The following is a 17,378-nucleotide window of genomic DNA, read 5'->3' on the forward strand; positions in this document are numbered from 1 at the left end:
AGAAGACCGCATGCAAATCGCAGACCTCGGTGATGTCCAGCTTCACTATCGCGTTGATGGCGCCCCCGACGGCGCCCCCCTTGTTTTTGCCAATTCCCTTGGCACCGATCTGCGGGTCTGGGACGCGGTGGTGGAACGCCTGCCTGCCGGGCTGAAAGTGATCCGCTATGACAAACGCGGCCATGGGCTGTCGTCTTGTCCCCCTGCCCCCTATTCCATGGGGTCCTTGGTGCGCGATGCCGAGCGCCTGCTGGATCATATGCAGGTCCGCGACTGTGTCTTTGTCGGGCTGTCCATTGGCGGCATGATCGCCCAGGGGCTGGCGGTCAAACGTCTGGACATGGTGCGCGCCCTGGTCTTGTCGAACACCGCCGCCAAGATCGGCACCGCCGAGATGTGGCAGGACCGCGTCAAAGCGGTCACTGAACAGGGCATCGAACCTCTGGCCGACAATGTGATGGAGCGCTGGTTTGCCCGCGACTTCCGCGCCACGCCGGAGCTACAGCTGTGGCGTAACATGCTGGTGCAACAATCGCGGGCGGGCTATGCCGGCTGCTGCGCTGCCATTGCCGGTACTGATTTTTATACTCCGACCAGCGGCTTGCGCCTGCCCTGTCTGGGCTTTGCCGGGGCCGAGGATGGCGCCACACCGCCGGATCTGGTGCGCGAAACCGTCGATCTTATTCCCGGCAGCCAGTTCCACCTGATCCGCCGCGCGGGCCATATCCCCTGTGTTGAACAACCAGATGAATATGCCAACCGCCTGACCCAATTCCTGAAAGAGACCGGACACATTGACTGATTTCCTGCTGATCCACGGATCCTGCCATGGTGCCTGGTGCTGGCGCGACGTCATCCCTGCCCTTGAGGCCCAGGGCCACACCGCCCGCGCCATCACCCTGCCCGGCCACGACGATGGCCGCGACCCTGCCACCGTGACCCTGCAGGAAACAGCCGAGGCCATCGTCGCCGCGGCCTCGCCCGAGACCATTGTTCTGGGTCATTCCTGGGCCGGGTATCCAATCACTGCTGCGGCTGAGATCGCACCAAAGGCGCTGCGCGGTTTGATCTATCTCTGTGCCTATGTGCCCGTCTCGGGCCAGTCGCTGATCGACATGCGCAAGGCAGGACCACGTCAGACCATTGGCTCTGCCGCGATCAAACACCCAAATGGCGCCAGCTATACAATTGATCTGGCTGAGGCCCCGCGCCTGTTTTACCAGGACTGCCCCGCCGAGGCCGTGACCTATGCGCTGCCCCGGCTCTGCGCCCAGCCGATTCTGCCCCAGGAGACGCCGCTAGAGCTGACGGATGCCTCGCAGAATACGCCCAAGGCCTATATTCGCTGCACCAATGATCAGACCATCCCGCCCGAGTATCAGGCGCAGATGGTGGCGGATTGGCCGCGCAACACAGTACACGAGATGCAGTGCTCTCATTCGCCCTTTTTTGCCGACCCACAGGGTCTGGCAGCGCTCATCGGGCAAATCGCAAAGGACTTCTGAAATGGCGGGATCCGTCTTTGATAGCCAGATCTATGGCGACCTCTTTACCTCTGGCGACGTGGGACGCCTGTTTACCGATACGGCAGAGGCCCGCGCCATGTTGTTGGTCGAGGGCGCGTTGGCCCGCGCCCAGGGCGCAGCCGGGGTGATCCCGCAGGACAGCGCCGCCGCCATTGGCCGCGCCGTCATGGAGGTGGCCCTGGATCCCGGTACCCTGCGCAAGCCCACAGGGCAAAACGGCGTGCCCGTGCCAGGCCTGATCGCAGCCTTTCGCGCCGAAATGAACGCGCCAGAGCACGCGCAATATGTGCATTGGGGCGCCACCTCGCAGGACATCATGGACAGTGCCCTGATGCTGCGGCTGCGCCAGGCGCTGGCGCTGATCGAGGATGATCTGAAACTGGTGCTGGACGCACTGGCCAAGCTGGCCCAGACCCATGCCAGCCTGCCAATGGCCGCGCGCACCTATGGCCAACATGCCACCCCCACCAGTTTTGGCGCGGTTGTCGCCACCTGGGGCGCACCGCTGCTGGCGCTGGTTGGCGAGCTGGCAGAGCTGCGCCGCGATTGCTTGCTGATCTCGCTCTCTGGCGCGGCTGGGACTTCCGGCGCCTTGGGGCCAAAAGCCGGCGAAGTCCGCGCCGAGATGGCCAAGGCGCTGGGGCTCACTGTTCCTGAGGCCAGTTGGCACACGGATCGGACATCCGTTTTGCGGCTGATGGACTGGATGGTGCGGGTCAATCTGGCGCTGGGAAAACTGGGCGAAGACTGTATCGCCCTGGTGCAAACCGGCATCGGTGAAATCTCGCTGGGCGGGGCCGGGGCCTCCTCCACCATGCCGCAGAAACAAAATCCGGTCGCCCCCTCTGCCCTGGTCTCCCTGGCGCGCCAAGGCACCGGGTTGCTGTCGATCCTGCATGGCAGCGCCCTGCATCAGCATCAACGCGATGGGGCCGCCTGGTTCAGCGAGTGGCTGTGCCTGCCGCAGATCGTTTTGGGTGCCGCCAGCGCCGCCCGCACCGCCCGCGATCTCTGCGCCGGGATAACGCCCAATGCAGCGGCAATGAACACAGCCCTGGGCGCGGGCCTGGACATGATCCATGCCGAGACGCTGAGCTTTGCCCTGGCCGCCGAAATGCCGCGCCCAGAGGCACAGGCTGTGGTCAAAACCCTGTGTCGCGAAGCCGGTGCCAGTGACACGGCGCTGCGTAGGCTGGTGGCGCGCGACTTTCCCCAGCTCGACGTGAAGACGCTGTTTGATCCGGTCGCGCAGCTCGGCGCCGCCCCGACGGAAGCCTTGCGTTTCAGCAAAAAAGTCGCGGAACTGGCGGCCAGCTAAACCAAGATCAGGCGCTGGCGCCGACAGGTACTCCAGACGCCATCGCCTGATCTCCCCGCCAGTAAAGGCCCCCCTGATGCGCCTGCCTTTGTTCTTTGTCCTGACCACTGTGATGATCGACGCCATGGGTGTCGGGCTGATCATGCCAATCATGCCCAATCTGCTGCTGGAGGTTCAGGGCGGCAGCCTGGCCGAGGCGGCAATCTGGGGCAGCATCCTGAGTACGGTTTTTGCGGTGATGCAATTCCTGTTCAGCCCGGTGCTTGGCTCTCTGTCGGATGCATTGGGGCGACGACCCGTGCTGCTTGTCTCACTCTTTGTCATGGCGCTGGATTATCTGGTGATGGCCCTGGCTGGATCGCTGTGGCTGCTGCTGGTGGGGCGCATCATTGGCGGCATCACTGCTGCAACCCATGCCACTGCAGGAGCCTATATCTCCGATATCTCCAAGCCCACAGAAAAAGCCGCCAATTTTGGCCTGCTTGGTGCCGCCTTTGGAGCCGGCTTTGTGATGGGGCCACTGATTGGCGGGCTGCTGGGAGAGCTGGGAACCCGGGCGCCGTTTTATGCCGCCGCCGCCCTGGCTGGGCTGAATTTTGCCCTGGGCTGGTTTGTCATGCGCGAAACCGTCACCGATGCGAGCCGCCGCGCCTTTGACTGGCGGCGTGCCAACCCACTGGGCGCCTTTCGCGCCCTGGCCCGCATCCCCGGCATCACCGGTTTGCTTTGGGTGTATTTCCTCTACTCCGTGGCGATCTATGTCTACCCGGCAATCTGGTCCTATTTTGCCGCCGAACAATTTGCCTGGCAGCCCCGGATGATTGGGATTTCACTGGCAATCTATGGCATCTGCATGGCCTTGGTTCAGGGGGGATTGCTGCGCTATATGGTGCGCTGGTTTGGGGAGCGCCGCACAGTCCTGTGGGGGCAGGTCTTTGACTTTATCGCCTTTGGAGTGCTTGCGGTGATCGGCAGCGGCACGCTGGCCCTGATGCTGATCCCAATCGCGGCTTTGGGGGCCGTGGTGCAACCTGCTCTGCAGGGGATGATGTCCCGGGTGGTTGCGGACAATCAGCAGGGCGAACTGCAGGGGGTTATGACAGCGGTTCACGCGCTGTCGATGATTGTCTCCCCGATGATGATGGCTTCGACTTTTGCGCTCTTCTCAAACAGCGAGACCAGTTACTATCTGCCCGGCGCCCCCTTCCTGCTGGCTCTTGTCTTGATGGCCATTGGCGCCTTGGTTTTCCTACGCAGCCGGCCTGTCGTGGCGGAAAACGGCACAAGCTGACGGTTTCCACCTTGCGACCACTCGGCCAGCGGGCCACCTTGGGTTCAAACAGCAGGGAGAACACCATGCAAACCATCAAAGCAGCCGTCTGCCATAGCCATGGGGACCCCTTGGTGATCGAAGACATTCAATTGGCCGCGCCACGTATGGGCGAGGTCGAGGTTACCCTGGAGGCCGTCGCCATCTGCCATAGCGACATATCCTTTGCCGAAGGCGCCTGGGGCGGTCATCTGCCCGCCGTCTTTGGCCATGAGGCCGCCGGTATCATCACCGGACTGGGCGATGGCGTCAGCGGGTTTGCCGAAGGCGACAGCGTCGTTGTCACCCTGATCCGCTCTTGTGGCACCTGCCCCTGCTGCGCGGGCGGCAAACCCACCCTCTGCGAAACCCCCTATGATGCCCTCAACGATGGGCCTCTGAAAACTGCAGAGGGCGCCCCGTTGATGCAGGCCATGGCCTGTGGTGCCTTTGCTGAAAAGGTGGTCGTGGACCAGCGCCAGATCGTCAAAATCCCCAAGAGCCTCAGCAAAGAAGCTGCCGCGCTGATTTCTTGCGGGGTGATCACAGGCATTGGCGCCGCAGTGAACGCCGCCGGGCTGCGCGCCGGGCAGGATGTGGTTGTCATTGGCGCTGGCGGTGTCGGACTGAACGCCATCCAGGGCGCGCGCATTGCAGGAGCCCGCCGCATTGTTGCAGTCGACATGACCGAAGAAAAACTGGAAATCGCCAAGGAATTCGGCGCCACGGACGGTGTGCTTGGCAGCCTGAAAGCCCCCTGGAAGGCGGTTTTCAAGGCGCTGGGTGGCAAAGGTGCCGACGTGGTGCTGGTCACGGTTGGCGCCATTCCCGCCTACGAACAGTCCCTGCGCTATCTGGGCTCTGGTGGTAAGGTGGTGGTGATTGGCATGCCGCATTCCGGCCAAGAGGCGACCTATGAGCCTGTGATCATGGCCGCCGTTGGGCACGGCATTATAGGGTCAAAAATGGGCGACGTGGTTATTCAGCGCGACATTCCCTGGATGGTAGACCTCTACGAGCAGGGCCGCCTGAAACTGGACGAGCTGATTTCCGGGCGCTGGAGCCTGGAGCAAATCAACGAGGCCATCGCCGATACCAAGACCGGAAGCGCCAAGCGGAATGTGATTCTGTTTAACAAAACCAACTAAAACGGAGCGCCCTGGTGCTGAATTTTCTGCTCGACCTGTTCAAACCCAAACCGCCTGTGGCAGCCCCGATCACCTCTGAGGCCTCGATGAATTTCGACGCGGCTGAGGTCGGCCCCTTTTTGATCAGGCTGGCGGAAAACCCGCGCTTTACTCTGCCAGCGGATTTTGACACGGCCATCACAGGTGCGCTGCCTGAGATAGCGGTGGACAACAGCCGCCGTTGGCGCATTGACGGGGATTTTGACGGCAACCCCATGCAGCTTGAGATCGAAATCTTCATGGATGATCTTGCCGCGCCCGACATCTATTTCTTCAGCTCTGCGCAGGTCATTGCGGAAATTGAAAACGAAATGAAACAGCTCGATCTCTGGGAGGGGAAATAGCGGCATGAAACTACAAGATCTTGAGATCATCGTCACCGCCCCACCTGCACCTGGCTGGGGCGGACGGTATTGGATTCTAGTCAAAGTGACCACTGATACCGGCATAACTGGCTGGGGTGAATGCTATGCCTCCACCATTGGCCCCGAGGCCATGAAACCGGTGATCGAAGATGTGTTTCAGCGCCACATGGCCGGGGAGAACCCGGAAAACATCGAGCTGATGTTCCGCCGTGTCTATTCTTCGGGCTTTACTCAGCGCCCGGATCTGACGGTGATGGGGGCCTTTTCAGGGCTCGAGATTGCCTGTTGGGATATCCTAGGCAAAGACCGTGACCGGCCGGTGCATGCGCTCATCGGTGGGCGCATGAATGATCGTATCCGTGCCTATACCTATCTCTATCCTCTGGCGCATCACGACATCGCTGAATTTTGGGCCTCGCCGGAGCTGGCCGCTGAATCCGCAGCCGAAATGGTGCGCCAGGGCTATACAGCCATCAAGTTCGACCCGGCAGGCCCCTATACCATGCGCGGCGGTCATATGCCCGCCATGCAGGATATCTCGCTGTCCGTCGCCTTCTGCAAGGCCATCCGCGGCGCGGTGGGCGACAAGGCGGATCTGCTGTTTGGCACCCATGGGCAATTCAGCACCGGTGGGGCTATCCGCCTAGGCCAGGCGCTGGAACCCTATTCACCACTCTGGTTCGAGGAGCCCACCCCGCCGGACACGATCGACGACATGGCCCGCGTCGCCCGCTCGGTGCGAATTCCTGTTGCCACCGGGGAGCGATTGACTACCAAATCCGAATTTGCTGCCGTCTTACGCGCGGGGGCTGCCGAAATCCTGCAGCCTGCCCTGGGCCGGGCTGGCGGCATCTGGGAGATGAAAAAGGTGGCGGCCCTGGCCGAGGTGTTTAATGCGCAGATGGCGCCGCACCTCTATGCCGGGCCGCTGGAATGGGCCGCCAATATCCAACTGGCCGCCTCGATCCCAAACATCCTGATGGCTGAATGCATCGAAACGCCATTTCACGACGCGCTGATCCAAGGCAGCATCCGGGTGGAGGACGGCTTCATCACCGTACCTGATGCCCCAGGACTTGGAATTCAAGTTGATGAGGCTCTCGCTCGCGCGCACCCCTTTACCGGCACTGATCTGCATCTCAACATGCGCGAAGAGCCCTGCGACTATCAAAATGGCAACAGTTTTGCCGGCGGCGCTCCGCCACTAGAGACCTAGCCCACGACAGACGTCATTGCAGGGGGTGACTTTGCTATGGGATGTGGGGCATTATGCGCCCATCAACCAGTGCAGGATGTTGGATACGTGACCCTTCAGACCCCAGAGCCTCTCCTTGACGCAGCCACCTCAGCAGAGACGGTCGAAACAGAATTACACCCGGAAGCGCCCATCAACATGGCAGAACGCGCTGCCGAGGCGGCAGGCTTTCTCAAGACGCTGGCCCATGAGGGACGGCTGATGATTCTATGTCATCTTGGTGCCGGCGAAAAATCCGTAGGCACCCTGGAGTCCCTGCTGGATATGCGCCAGGCCGCTGTCAGCCAGATGTTGGCGCGGCTGCGTGATGAGGGGCTGGTGCAAACGCGGCGCGAGGGGAAAACCATTTTCTACTCGCTCAAGGACCAAAACACGCAAGAGCTCATTGCCCTGCTTTACCGCCAGTTCTGCAGCCCCGACAGCTAAAACCGCACCAGCTGCCAGCTATTGCCAGGCTTTTTTCAGCCGACTTTTTTTCTGGGAGCGTTTTTCTGGAGGCGTTTCCCTGCCTGTATGCGTCTGCAGAAACAGGTTTCGTCCAGTCATGCACCTGTCCTTCTTGGCCCGATCCACCCTCCCCCTGTCTTCCCCCTGTCTTCGGCCTACACCAGCCCGTTAAGGTGCCAGGGACATGGGAGGGACCAGAAATCAGTTTCCAACGTAGCCGGAGACCACCTGCAGCAGTTTGAAGGCCGTATTGGCATCGTTTTCGACCACGGCCAGGAATTCTTCTTCACCGATCCGCAAACAGGTGAGTTCGGTTTCCGCAATCATGCTCAGTGCCCGGGGTTCTTTGCGGATGAGACCCAATTCCCCCACCAACTTACCCGGCCCAACCGAAGTGACCTTATGATCCTCTTGCCCCTCTTGTGGCAGGAACAGGCCGGCCTGGCCCTCGGTAATCATGTAGACACCATCACTGGCGACATCGTTCTTCAGGAAAACCGCATCCCCGGCCTGGGCTGAATACCAGCGCGCGCCAAAGGCCAACAACCGCAGTTGCCGCCGGTTCAGGCCCGAAAACAGCTCTGTCTCCTCCAATGCCCGGAGCTTGCGCGCCAGATCCTGGCTGGCGGCACTGTCTTCGACCACATGATGGTCCGGGTCATCACTGACCAGCCTGCCCTGGCGCAATTCATAGAAGGCGTCAAACACATCCACGCGATCAAACGCCGACTCGAGATAAACAAGCGTGGTATCGGGCAACAGGCGGCGCAGGTTCTTATGCACCGCAATCCGGGTGTCCAGATCATAGCTGGAGAAAGCCGAATCCAACAGCAGGATATCCGGTCGCTTGATCGTGGCCCTGGCAAAGGCCAGGGGTTCCGCATAGCTGGAAGGCAGCCCCTGGCCGCCCAGTGCAATGGGCAAATCAAAGATCAGCTCTACCACCATGTCACGGGCGCCGTTTTCGACCAGAACCTGCGACACCAACCGCCGCAACTCATCCCCACGCGCGCCGGAGCTGTCGGAAATCTTGCCAAAGAGAGCGTTTTCCAGAACCGTCAGGCCCGGGGCAAAGCTCGCCTCGTCCAGGCGCACAAAAACATCAGACAAGGTCCCCAACAGTTCATCCGCGTGGCTTTTGCGAAAGGCGAGGATCCGGGCCTTCATTTCATCCGTGAAAGCCGGGCCGATCTGTTCAGCCGAAATGCTGAAGGGCACGATCATCAATTGCGCCAGCTCGTCCTGTTCCAGCGCCTCGGTGCCCTTGCTGCGGGTCTTGTCAACCAGGGCAGAGGCCCGTTCATAGGCCTTGGGATCAAGTCCCAGCTTGCGAAATAGGGGGTGATCCGTGCCATCCATGCCAAAAATCTGCCGCAGGATGTCCACGACGTCCTGTGTCAGGGCTACCAGATCATCGACCAGCTGCAGCTCTCGCAGTCGGTCGAGGAAATCGACGTGCTGGCTCAGCATTTCCTCGGAGATAGGCTCGCTCAGCGTCGCGTAGAGCAGGTTTTCAACCACTGGCAAGGCGGGGTTATAGGCATCCGGGGCCAGGCCATGTACCTGCGCGCCCAGTTCCGACTTTACGATGACTGCACGCACCTTGGGCCGCAGATCAACCAGAGACTGCGCCAAGCGCGGGTGTTGCATGGCATCAAATTTCTGTTCCATCCCACGCCGAAATAGGGCGCTGTCGGTACCGATGCCGGCCAGAAGCTGAACCCACCAGTCGCGCAGATCATGCTCGGTTGCAAAACCCGCCAGTTCCGGATCCAGCCAGGGAGCATCAAAGGCATCTGCGCTATTGCCTGCCAGCTGCGCGGCCCGAAAGCGCCCGGTATCATGGGCGCTGCCCTTGGGGCGTTGGCGCATTGGCATCATCACGTTATCGCCAAAGGAGCCCTGAAACAGCACCGGGCGGGACGTCACGTGGCCGACGCGCAGCGCCAGTACCGCCTGATGCAGATCCCGCATATCCTGGCCTGCGACGGTCACCTGTCCGGCAGACGGCAACACTTCACGGGTCAACAACGCGGCCATGGCCCGTCGATCCTCTTCTGAGGGGGCCGCAATGCCAATGACCCGCCCCGCCGGTAGGGTTGCATTCAGGTCTTCCAGTACCAGATTCCCATCTGCATCCCGCACATTGACCGAATTGAGCGTAACATCGCTATTGAGCCGGACAAATTCATCCGGTTCGCCGGACATCAACTCTTCGCGCACCATACCCGACGGGGCAAACCGCTCCAGAATCACATCCCAGCGCAGGGCCATATCCTGGGTCTGGTTGTAATAGGCCAACAGCTCTTTCCAGGGGGAGGCAAGGTCTTTGTAGGCCGCCAGAGCTGCCACCAGCGCCCCAAGGGAGACCTCCCCCTGCAGCACCAGATAGCCGCCCACAGAGTAAAAGAAGAATGGGGTCAGATTGGTGATGAAGTTGTTGAGGAACTTCATGAAGAATTTTTTCTGATAGATCTGGAACCGAATGTCATAGAGTCGGCCCAGCCGATCGGTGATCACCGCCATCCGGTAGCGCCAGCCCCCATTGATCCGCAGCGTCGCAGCGCCAGCGGCACTTTCACCGATCTCAGAGGCCAGCGCCCGTACCTGATGGATCCGGGTCTTGTTCAGCAGGTTGATCTGGCGTTGCAACATCGGGATCAGCCAGCCCTGCAGCGGGATTAGCGCCACTGCCGCCAACCCGAACCAGGGGCTTTGGGTGAAAAGGAAAAACAGAATTGTCAGCATCTGTCCGGCCTGCAACACAGGTTGGCTGACCGCATCCCCCATCAAGCCCCCCATCGGCTCGCTCTCGGAGGTAATCATCGACACCAGTTCACCCTGGCTTACCCGCTCAAAATAGGGCTGAGGAAAGCGCAGAACCCGCGCGATCAGCCTGTAGCGAAACCGTCGCAGCATGCGTTCAGCCAGTACACCCTTCATGGTATTGATGCGCATTTTCAGCAATCCGTGCAGCAGCACGGCTATCAGGAAACCGGCACAGAGAATCCACAAGTAATCGAGTTTTTCAATCGAGTAGCCAAGCAGGTCAATACGGTCAGTTTGCGCGCCAATGGCATCATTGATGATCCGTTTGGGCAGTTCTAGTGTGAGATACAAAAGCGGAAACAAACAGCCGGTGACCATCAGCAGGATAACTTGGTCGCGTTTGGAATATTTCCAGATAAAACGGAAGAGAGACGGTTCTATGGGAGAGCTCCAACTTTGGCTGCAGCAAAAACAGTTCTTCATGCCTAGCGCGGTTTGCACCTGACAGGCAATGGGCAGAGCAAATGTTGCGCCTGTGATGAAGGTCACTGTCCCGTTACGGCATCCCTGCTACACAGTATTTGCCAGCTGGTAAAAAATCCGTATGGTTCCAGAGAATTTTGTACAGGGGAATGTCTTGCCAGGACTTGTCGGATCCGTATTGATTTTGCTCTGCCTGTTGCAGATCAAACATCTGTTTGCCGACTTCTTTTTGCAGACACCCAAAATGCTATCCGGCCGGGACGAATACCTGCATGCAGGACGCGCGCAACACGCCGGGGTTCATGCGCTGTTTTCGGTGGTTGTGTTTGTCCTGATGGGCGCACCTGTTGGCTTTACCCTGCTGATCTGCGTTGCGGAATGGGTGGTGCATTTTCACATCGATTACGGCAAGGCGCATTATTCCGAAAAGAAAGAACTCAACCCCCAGCAGGCGTCTTTTTGGCGCGCCATGGGCACGGATCAATGCCTGCACCAGCTGACCTATCTCGCCATGACTGCCGCCTGGGTGAAATGCGTCGCCTGCCAGTGAGCCAGCCAGTGACGCCAGCCCTGTGACGCCTGCCAGCTGACCCCTTCCAGGCCCCTTGTTCTGCCCATCTACCCCTGTGAAACCACCGAGCGATCCCGTTTGATGGTGCGCAAAACCAAATTGGTCTGCGCGCTGGCAACTGCAGGCAGGCGAAACAGGAACTCCTCAAGAAACCGGTTGTAGGATTCCAAATCAGGCGCCAGGACGCGCATTTGATAATCCGATTGGCCCGTAGTGGCATAGCATTCCTGTACCAAGGGGCTCTGTTCGACCGCACGAATGAACTCCGCCAACTTTTCCGGGTCATGGCGGGTCAGCTGCACATGCACAATTGCCTGAAAATCCAGCCCCATAGCACTGGCATTCACCACCGCGCCATAGCGCTCAATCACGCCTGTGTCCTCTAGCGCGCGCACCCTGCGCCACAGAGCCGAAGCCGACATGCCCACCTTTTCAGAAAGCTCAGCATTGGAAATGCGGGAATCCTCCTGCAAGAGCCGCAAAATATGCCTGTCACGGTCGTCGATAAGCTGCATGAGTGACAATCTATCCGTTTATTGCCAAAATTTCGGTCAATATATCCAAATCACCGGTAAAAACCAGCAATTCAGACAGATCTATTCACCTCAGACGGATTATTCTGCCTCAAAGAGCACATTTCCCAGCCATACCACCCGCAAGGATCACCAGAATGACCGAGCTGAGCCATGATTTCCGCAGCTACAAACTAGATGACCGCTACGACCAGACCAAAGGCCGAGTGTTCCTCACCGGCACCCAGGCTCTGGCGCGGGTGATGCTGGATCAGGCGCGGCGAGACCGCAGCGCCGGGCTGAACACCGCCGGGTTTGTCTCTGGCTATCGCGGATCGCCGCTGGGTGCAGTGGATCTGGAATTCTGGCGCTCGCGCCAGCGGATGGAAGACAACCGCGTCACCTTTATGCCTGCCGTCAACGAAGATCTTGGTGCCACGGCGGTTCTGGGGGCGCAGCAGGCCATTTTGGATCCCCATTGCGAGGTCGAGGGCGTGTTTTCCATGTGGTATGGCAAAGGCCCCGGCGTTGATCGCTCGGGGGATGCGCTGAAACATGGCAATGCCTATGGCTCCTCCACTAAGGGCGGTGTGCTGGTGGTGGCAGGTGATGACCATGGCTGCGTCAGCTCCTCCATGCCGCATCAATCCGACGTCGCCTTCATGTCCTGGTTCATGCCGGTGCTGAACCCGGCCGATGTTTCCGAGTTTCTCACCTACGGCGAGTATGGCTTTGCCCTGTCGCGCTACTCTGGCACCTGGGTTGGCTTTAAGGCGGTGTCCGAAACCGTTGAAAGCGCCCGCTCGGTTGAACTGCAACAGGACCGCAGCTTTACCTACCCTGAGCTGCCAGACTACCCTGGTGGGCTGCATATTCGTCGCGCCGACCTGCCCTCGCCCGAGATCGAGACCCGCATCCGCGCCAAGATCAAGGCGGTGCGCGCCTTTGCCGAGGCAAACCCAATTGACCGCCGTATCTATGATGTTGAAACGGCCAAGTTTGGCTTTGTCACCACCGGCAAGGGGCACCTGGACCTGATGGAGGCCCTGCGCCTGCTTGGCCTGGACGAAGCCGCCTGTCGCCGTCTCGGCATCGACATCTACAAGGTTGGCATGGTCTGGCCTCTCGCCCGCCCCGAAGCTCTGCGGTTCATGCGTGGCAAAGACGAAGTGCTGGTGGTCGAAGAAAAGCGCGGCATCATCGAGAGCCAATTCAAAGAGTATTTCTACGACTGGCCCGGTGACAAACCCAACAAAATGGTTGGCAAATACGACAGCGCAGGCGAGCCGCTGATCCCCTGGACCGGCGAGCTGAGCCCCTTGATGCTGGCCCCTATCGTTGCCGCACGTCTGGACAGCTTTTTCCCAAATGAGGGCCTGCCCGCAAAGGCTGCTGCACTGCTGGCCGAGCCACCCAAGCTGATCAATGTGCCCGGGGCCAACCGCACCCCCTATTTCTGCTCCGGCTGTCCGCATAACACCTCAACCAAACTGCCGACCGGCAGCGAGGCCAAATCCGGCATCGGCTGCCATGTGATGGCCAGCTGGATGGACCGCGAAACCTCTGGCTATGCACAGATGGGCGGCGAAGGCGTCACCTGGACGGCGGCCTCGCAGTACAATGGTGGCAAGCATATCTTCCAGAACCTTGGCGAGGGCACCTGGTATCACTCCGGCTCGCTTGCCATTCGACAGGCGGTCGCGGCGCGCACCAATATCACCTATAAGATTCTCTATAATGACGCCGTTGCCATGACCGGCGGCCAGCCCGTCGATGGTCCGGTCTCGGTCCTCGGCATCGCCCAGACCTGCCGCGCCGAAGGGGTGCAGCGCATTGCCTTGGTCTCTGATGATATCGACAAATTCAACCGCGGCGATTTTCCTGCCGGCACCACCTTCCATGACCGCGCCGATATGGATCTGGTCCAGCGTGAGCTGCGTGAGATCAAGGGGGTTTCTACCCTGATCTACGAACAGACCTGCGCCACCGAAAAACGCCGCCGCCGCAAGCGTGGCACCATGGAAGACCCCAAGAAGTTCGCCTTTATCAATGATCTGGTCTGCGAAGGCTGCGGCGATTGCTCGATTGAGAGCAACTGCCTGAGCGTTGAACCCAAGGAAACAGCCTTTGGCCGCAAGCGTAAGATCAACCTGTCCAGCTGCAACAAGGATTTCTCCTGCCTGAACGGTTTCTGCCCCAGCTTTGTCACCATTGAGGGCGGCAGCCGACGCAAAAAACTGCCTGCGGGACTGGATCGCGATGCCCTGGCCGCAAAACTGCCCGCGCCTGAGTTGCCAGCGCTGGAGACACCCTTTGATCTGCTGGTCACCGGGGTGGGCGGCACCGGCGTTGTCACGGTCGGCGCGCTGATCACCATGGCAGCGCACCTGGAGGGCAAAGGCTCCAGCGTGCTGGACTTTACCGGGTTTGCGCAGAAGTTCGGCACTGTGCTCAGCTATATCCGCCTCTCTGCCAGCCCAGACAGCCTGAACCAGGTGCGCATTGATCAGGCCGCCGCAGATGCGGTGATTGGCTGTGATGTGGTGGTCAGCTCTGCCCCCAAGGCCTCGGCCCATTATCGCGCGGGCACCCGGATTGTGCTGAACCGCGCCGAGATGCCCACAGGGGATCTGGTGCTGCGCCGTGACGCCGATCTGATGGCAGGGGTGCGTGAACAACAAATTGCAGCGGCAGTGGGTCCTGAAAACCTCAGCGGCTTTAACGCCAACGAGGCCGCCGAGACCCTGTTGGGCGATGCGGTTCTGGCCAATGTAATGATGCTGGGCTTTGCCTGGCAAAAGGGGCTGGTGCCAGTCAGCGGCACGGCACTGGATCAGGCGATCGAACTGAACGGCGTGGCCATCGACAAAAACCGCCTTGCCTTTACCATTGGCCGCGCCATGGCCACGGATCCCCAGCTGGTGGCGCAATTCTATGCCGAAGCCCCAGAGAGCGCCGAAACGCTGGACCAGATCATCGAGCGCCGCTCGGTTTTCCTGACGGGGTATCAGGATGCCGCCTATGCCCAGCGCTTTACCAGCACTTTGGACAGCTTTCGCAACCAACTGCCCGAGCAGGCCAAGGAGGAGCTCACCGAGGCCGCCGCGCGGTCATTGTTCAAACTGATGGCCTATAAGGATGAATTTGAGGTCGCCCGCCTGATGACCGGCGACGGCTTCAAAGATCAGATCGCCCAGGAGTTCGAAGGCGACTACAGCGTCAACTACCACCTGGCCCCGCCCCTGCTGAGCCGCAAAAAAGACGCCCGCGGTCGCCCGCTCAAAAAGACCTTTGGTCCCTGGCTGCGCCCTGCCCTGTCGGTGCTGAGCCGCGCCAGGGTGCTGCGCGCCAGTCGGCTCAACCCCTTTGGCTACCACGAGGAAGCCCGCCTGCATCGCAGCCTGCTGGCCTGGTACGAGGCAGCCCTGGACAGGGTCGCGGCCAGTTACAGCGGCGATAAGCACCAGGACTGCCTGCAGATCCTAGAGGCCCCGATGGAGATCCGTGGCTATGGTCCGGTGCGGCTGGAGGCTGCCCATAAGCACCGCGCCAACGCCACCCGCCTGCTCGAAAAGCTATGAATAAGAAATGGCCCCAACCGGGGCCATTTCTTTGAGGTCAAACCGGATTACAAATCCCAGTGCTTGCGGGTGAACTCAGAAAATTCATCCAGTTCAATCGCACTGGGCTCACGCCCGGTAAAGACCTTCAGATACTGCGGCGTCATTTCCAACCTATGGGCGTAGCTCTCGTTGGGTTCGGCCATGTCATAGCCCAGCTGCATGTAATACAGCACCTTGGCGCGGGTCATGGCCTCCAGGCTCGCATAGCCGTAGCGCAGAAACATCTGCGTCAAGGCCTCAACCCGGCGCGCATCCGAGCGATCCAACAGACTGCGGACCTTGCCGGATCGCCGCGCCCAGTCCCGCACCGCAAAATCCAGCGCGGTGTTAAACAAGGCCGGATTGGCAATGCAGTGAAACACGTTCAGAACCGCGCCCGTGATGGCCTCTGCCGGAGCCTCGGCACGGGCCAACATCGCGGCGGTATTGGTCTGTTCCCAGGTTTTCAGCAAGGCATCCAACAGATCCTGCCGGGACTTGAAATACCAATAAAAGGAGGAGCGTGACACCTTCATCCGCTCAGCCAGGGCCAGCACCTTGACCTGCTCGACCCCATCGCTGATCAGCACATCCATCGCCACATTGAGCCAGTCGTCACGGGTGACTTTGACATTGCCAACCAGCGGTTCGGCGCTGGGATTGTCACGGTGCAAAAGCGGCTTTGGTGGCATGAAAACTCATCTTTTTCTGGGGTGGAGCCATCCAGCATTGGGCTGTGCCATCCTGCGGCGGGCGCAGGATGTTGTCCAGACCTGTCATGCCCACCCCTGCCCGAAGACGTCAGAGCTGCGCGCTGGGGCGTGCCTTGATTGCCTTGTACCAGGCCAGGCTGGCGGTGTTCTCTTCCGGGATCCGCTGCTGGATCACACGGGCAAACTCAACAAAAACAAAGGCTGAAATATCTGCCAAGGTGAACGCCTCACCGGCCAGATAGGAGCTCTCACGCAAACGCTCTTCCAACAGGGTAAAAAAGGCCTGGGTCCGCGCCAAGCCGCGCTCTGCCAGTTCCGGCAGCTGGGCGTAATTGTCGGGGCCAGGAATAGCGCGATCACTAAAGGCCGGATGGGTATTGCGCAGCGCCTCGGCGATGGGCATGCCGCCCTGCTGCTCGACAATGGAATTCCACATCAGCACCAGGCCCTTTTCATCCGCCGTGCGCCCCATCAGGGCGGGCTCCGGCGTGTGGGCTTCCAGATAGGCCGCAATGCCGAGGTTTTCCGTCAAAACGCAGCCCGTATCCGTCACCAGTACCGGAATGGTCGCCCGTGGGTTCACCGCGCGAAATTCTGGTTTCAGCTGCTCCCCCTTGGCAATCGAGATATCGTGGCTTTCCGGCGCAAGGCCCTTTTCCGCCAAAAACATCCGCGCCCGTCGCGGATTGGGTGCGGTGGAACAATCATAAAAAATCATCGGTTGGCCTCCCTGGTCACCGGTTTGGTCAGGCCCCAACCTAGGCGGCGCTGGCGGGCGAGGGCCAGAGTAACCCAACGTCCCGCCACAATTCCCACTCTTAGCTGTCGCGGCGATAGATAAAGCAGCGCCCCTCAACGGCTTCGGGCGGCAGTGGCATTTCGGTAAGCGCCTCAAAATACATCCGGTCAGACGAGACCATCAGCCCGCCGACAGCCAGCAGAGGTTCAACCAGCGGCGAGATCAGCTGCGCAAAAGCGTCATTCTTGGCCCGGTTATGGCCACCAAGGTCCGCATGGATCAGGCTGGCAGTAGCGCCAAAGCGGGTCAAGGCTGCTGGCAGGGTTTCACGCACATCACCGAGGATGGTCAGCTCTTCTGGTGGGGTGCTGTCGGGATGCGAGGCCACGGCACGTTCAAACACATAAAGATCGCGGCCTTTGATGTTGTGCTGCATGTGGTGATAGGTGCGGCCATTGCCCAGCCCCAGCTCAAACACTGGCCCCTGCATATCAGCGGTCTGGGCTATTCCAAAATCCAGACAGGCGCGCTGCGACACCATGCGGTCTATAAAAAGGTCCAATCGGGTGCTCATATCAGGTC

15 protein-coding genes are annotated in these 17,378 nt (G+C 60.2%); 10 read left to right on the top strand and 5 right to left on the bottom strand.

What is annotated here, in order from left to right:
* The first annotated feature begins 10 nt into the window (after positions 1-10).
* From pcaD to JZI28_RS14860, 8 genes are all read left to right on the top strand, one after another.
* Complete coding sequence (gene pcaD, locus JZI28_RS14825; RefSeq protein WP_375698107.1) at positions 11-802, top strand: 3-oxoadipate enol-lactonase; 792 nt, start codon at positions 11-13, stop codon at positions 800-802.
* Positions 795-1,505: an alpha/beta fold hydrolase gene (locus tag JZI28_RS14830; protein ID WP_375698108.1), complete on the top strand. Its 711-nt coding sequence runs from the start codon at positions 795-797 to the stop codon at positions 1,503-1,505. The genes pcaD and JZI28_RS14830 overlap by 8 nt, the downstream gene beginning before the upstream one ends.
* A 1-nt stretch (position 1,506) precedes the next feature.
* A complete protein-coding gene (locus tag JZI28_RS14835; protein ID WP_375698109.1) occupies positions 1,507-2,844 on the top strand; it encodes an adenylosuccinate lyase family protein in 1,338 nt (445 codons plus the stop codon).
* Between the two features lie 76 nt (positions 2,845-2,920).
* Positions 2,921-4,135: a TCR/Tet family MFS transporter gene (locus JZI28_RS14840; RefSeq protein ID WP_375698110.1), complete on the top strand. Its 1,215-nt coding sequence runs from the start codon at positions 2,921-2,923 to the stop codon at positions 4,133-4,135.
* Positions 4,136-4,200: 65 nt separating this feature from the next.
* A complete protein-coding gene (locus JZI28_RS14845; protein WP_375698111.1) occupies positions 4,201-5,301 on the top strand; it encodes a Zn-dependent alcohol dehydrogenase in 1,101 nt (366 codons plus the stop codon).
* Between the two features lie 14 nt (positions 5,302-5,315).
* On the top strand, positions 5,316-5,684 hold the full coding sequence (locus JZI28_RS14850; protein WP_375698112.1) for a hypothetical protein: 369 nt from the start codon (positions 5,316-5,318) through the stop codon (positions 5,682-5,684).
* 4 nt (positions 5,685-5,688) lie between these two features.
* Positions 5,689-6,921, top strand: a complete 1,233-nt coding sequence (locus JZI28_RS14855; protein WP_375698113.1) for a mandelate racemase/muconate lactonizing enzyme family protein — start codon at positions 5,689-5,691, stop codon at positions 6,919-6,921.
* 177 nt (positions 6,922-7,098) lie between these two features.
* Positions 7,099-7,386 (top strand): metalloregulator ArsR/SmtB family transcription factor, encoded by a 288-nt coding sequence (locus JZI28_RS14860; RefSeq protein ID WP_295452177.1) that lies wholly within the window; start codon positions 7,099-7,101, stop codon positions 7,384-7,386.
* Positions 7,387-7,608: 222 nt separating this feature from the next.
* Here JZI28_RS14860 and JZI28_RS14865 read toward each other — a convergent pair whose 3' ends face one another.
* Entirely contained in the window at positions 7,609-10,554 is a 2,946-nt protein-coding gene (locus tag JZI28_RS14865) for an ABC transporter transmembrane domain-containing protein (protein ID WP_375698114.1), read from the bottom strand.
* 259 nt (positions 10,555-10,813) lie between these two features.
* Here JZI28_RS14865 and JZI28_RS14870 point away from each other — a divergent pair, with 259 nt between their 5' ends.
* On the top strand, positions 10,814-11,209 hold the full coding sequence (locus JZI28_RS14870) for a DUF3307 domain-containing protein (protein WP_297339798.1): 396 nt from the start codon (positions 10,814-10,816) through the stop codon (positions 11,207-11,209).
* Positions 11,210-11,277: 68 nt separating this feature from the next.
* Here the strand turns inward: JZI28_RS14870 and JZI28_RS14875 are convergent, their stop codons facing one another.
* Positions 11,278-11,745, bottom strand: a complete 468-nt coding sequence (locus JZI28_RS14875) for an Lrp/AsnC family transcriptional regulator (protein ID WP_295452148.1) — start codon at positions 11,743-11,745, stop codon at positions 11,278-11,280.
* A 155-nt stretch (positions 11,746-11,900) separates the two neighbouring features.
* Between JZI28_RS14875 and JZI28_RS14880 the strand changes: the two genes are divergently transcribed.
* A complete protein-coding gene (locus JZI28_RS14880; RefSeq protein WP_375698115.1) occupies positions 11,901-15,323 on the top strand; it encodes an indolepyruvate ferredoxin oxidoreductase family protein in 3,423 nt (1,140 codons plus the stop codon).
* 47 nt (positions 15,324-15,370) lie between these two features.
* Here the strand turns inward: JZI28_RS14880 and JZI28_RS14885 are convergent, their stop codons facing one another.
* From JZI28_RS14885 to JZI28_RS14895, 3 genes are all read right to left on the bottom strand, one after another.
* Positions 15,371-16,036, bottom strand: a complete 666-nt coding sequence (locus JZI28_RS14885; protein ID WP_295452141.1) for a TetR/AcrR family transcriptional regulator — start codon at positions 16,034-16,036, stop codon at positions 15,371-15,373.
* A 109-nt stretch (positions 16,037-16,145) separates the two neighbouring features.
* Complete coding sequence (locus tag JZI28_RS14890) at positions 16,146-16,775, bottom strand: glutathione S-transferase family protein (protein WP_375698116.1); 630 nt, start codon at positions 16,773-16,775, stop codon at positions 16,146-16,148.
* 100 nt (positions 16,776-16,875) lie between these two features.
* Positions 16,876-17,370 (bottom strand): class I SAM-dependent methyltransferase, encoded by a 495-nt coding sequence (locus JZI28_RS14895; RefSeq protein ID WP_375698117.1) that lies wholly within the window; start codon positions 17,368-17,370, stop codon positions 16,876-16,878.
* Between the last annotated feature and the right edge of the window lie 8 nt (positions 17,371-17,378).

It is taken from the genome of Pseudophaeobacter sp. TrK17 (genome assembly GCF_042192375.1).
Lineage (GTDB): Bacteria > Pseudomonadota > Alphaproteobacteria > Rhodobacterales > Rhodobacteraceae > Pseudophaeobacter.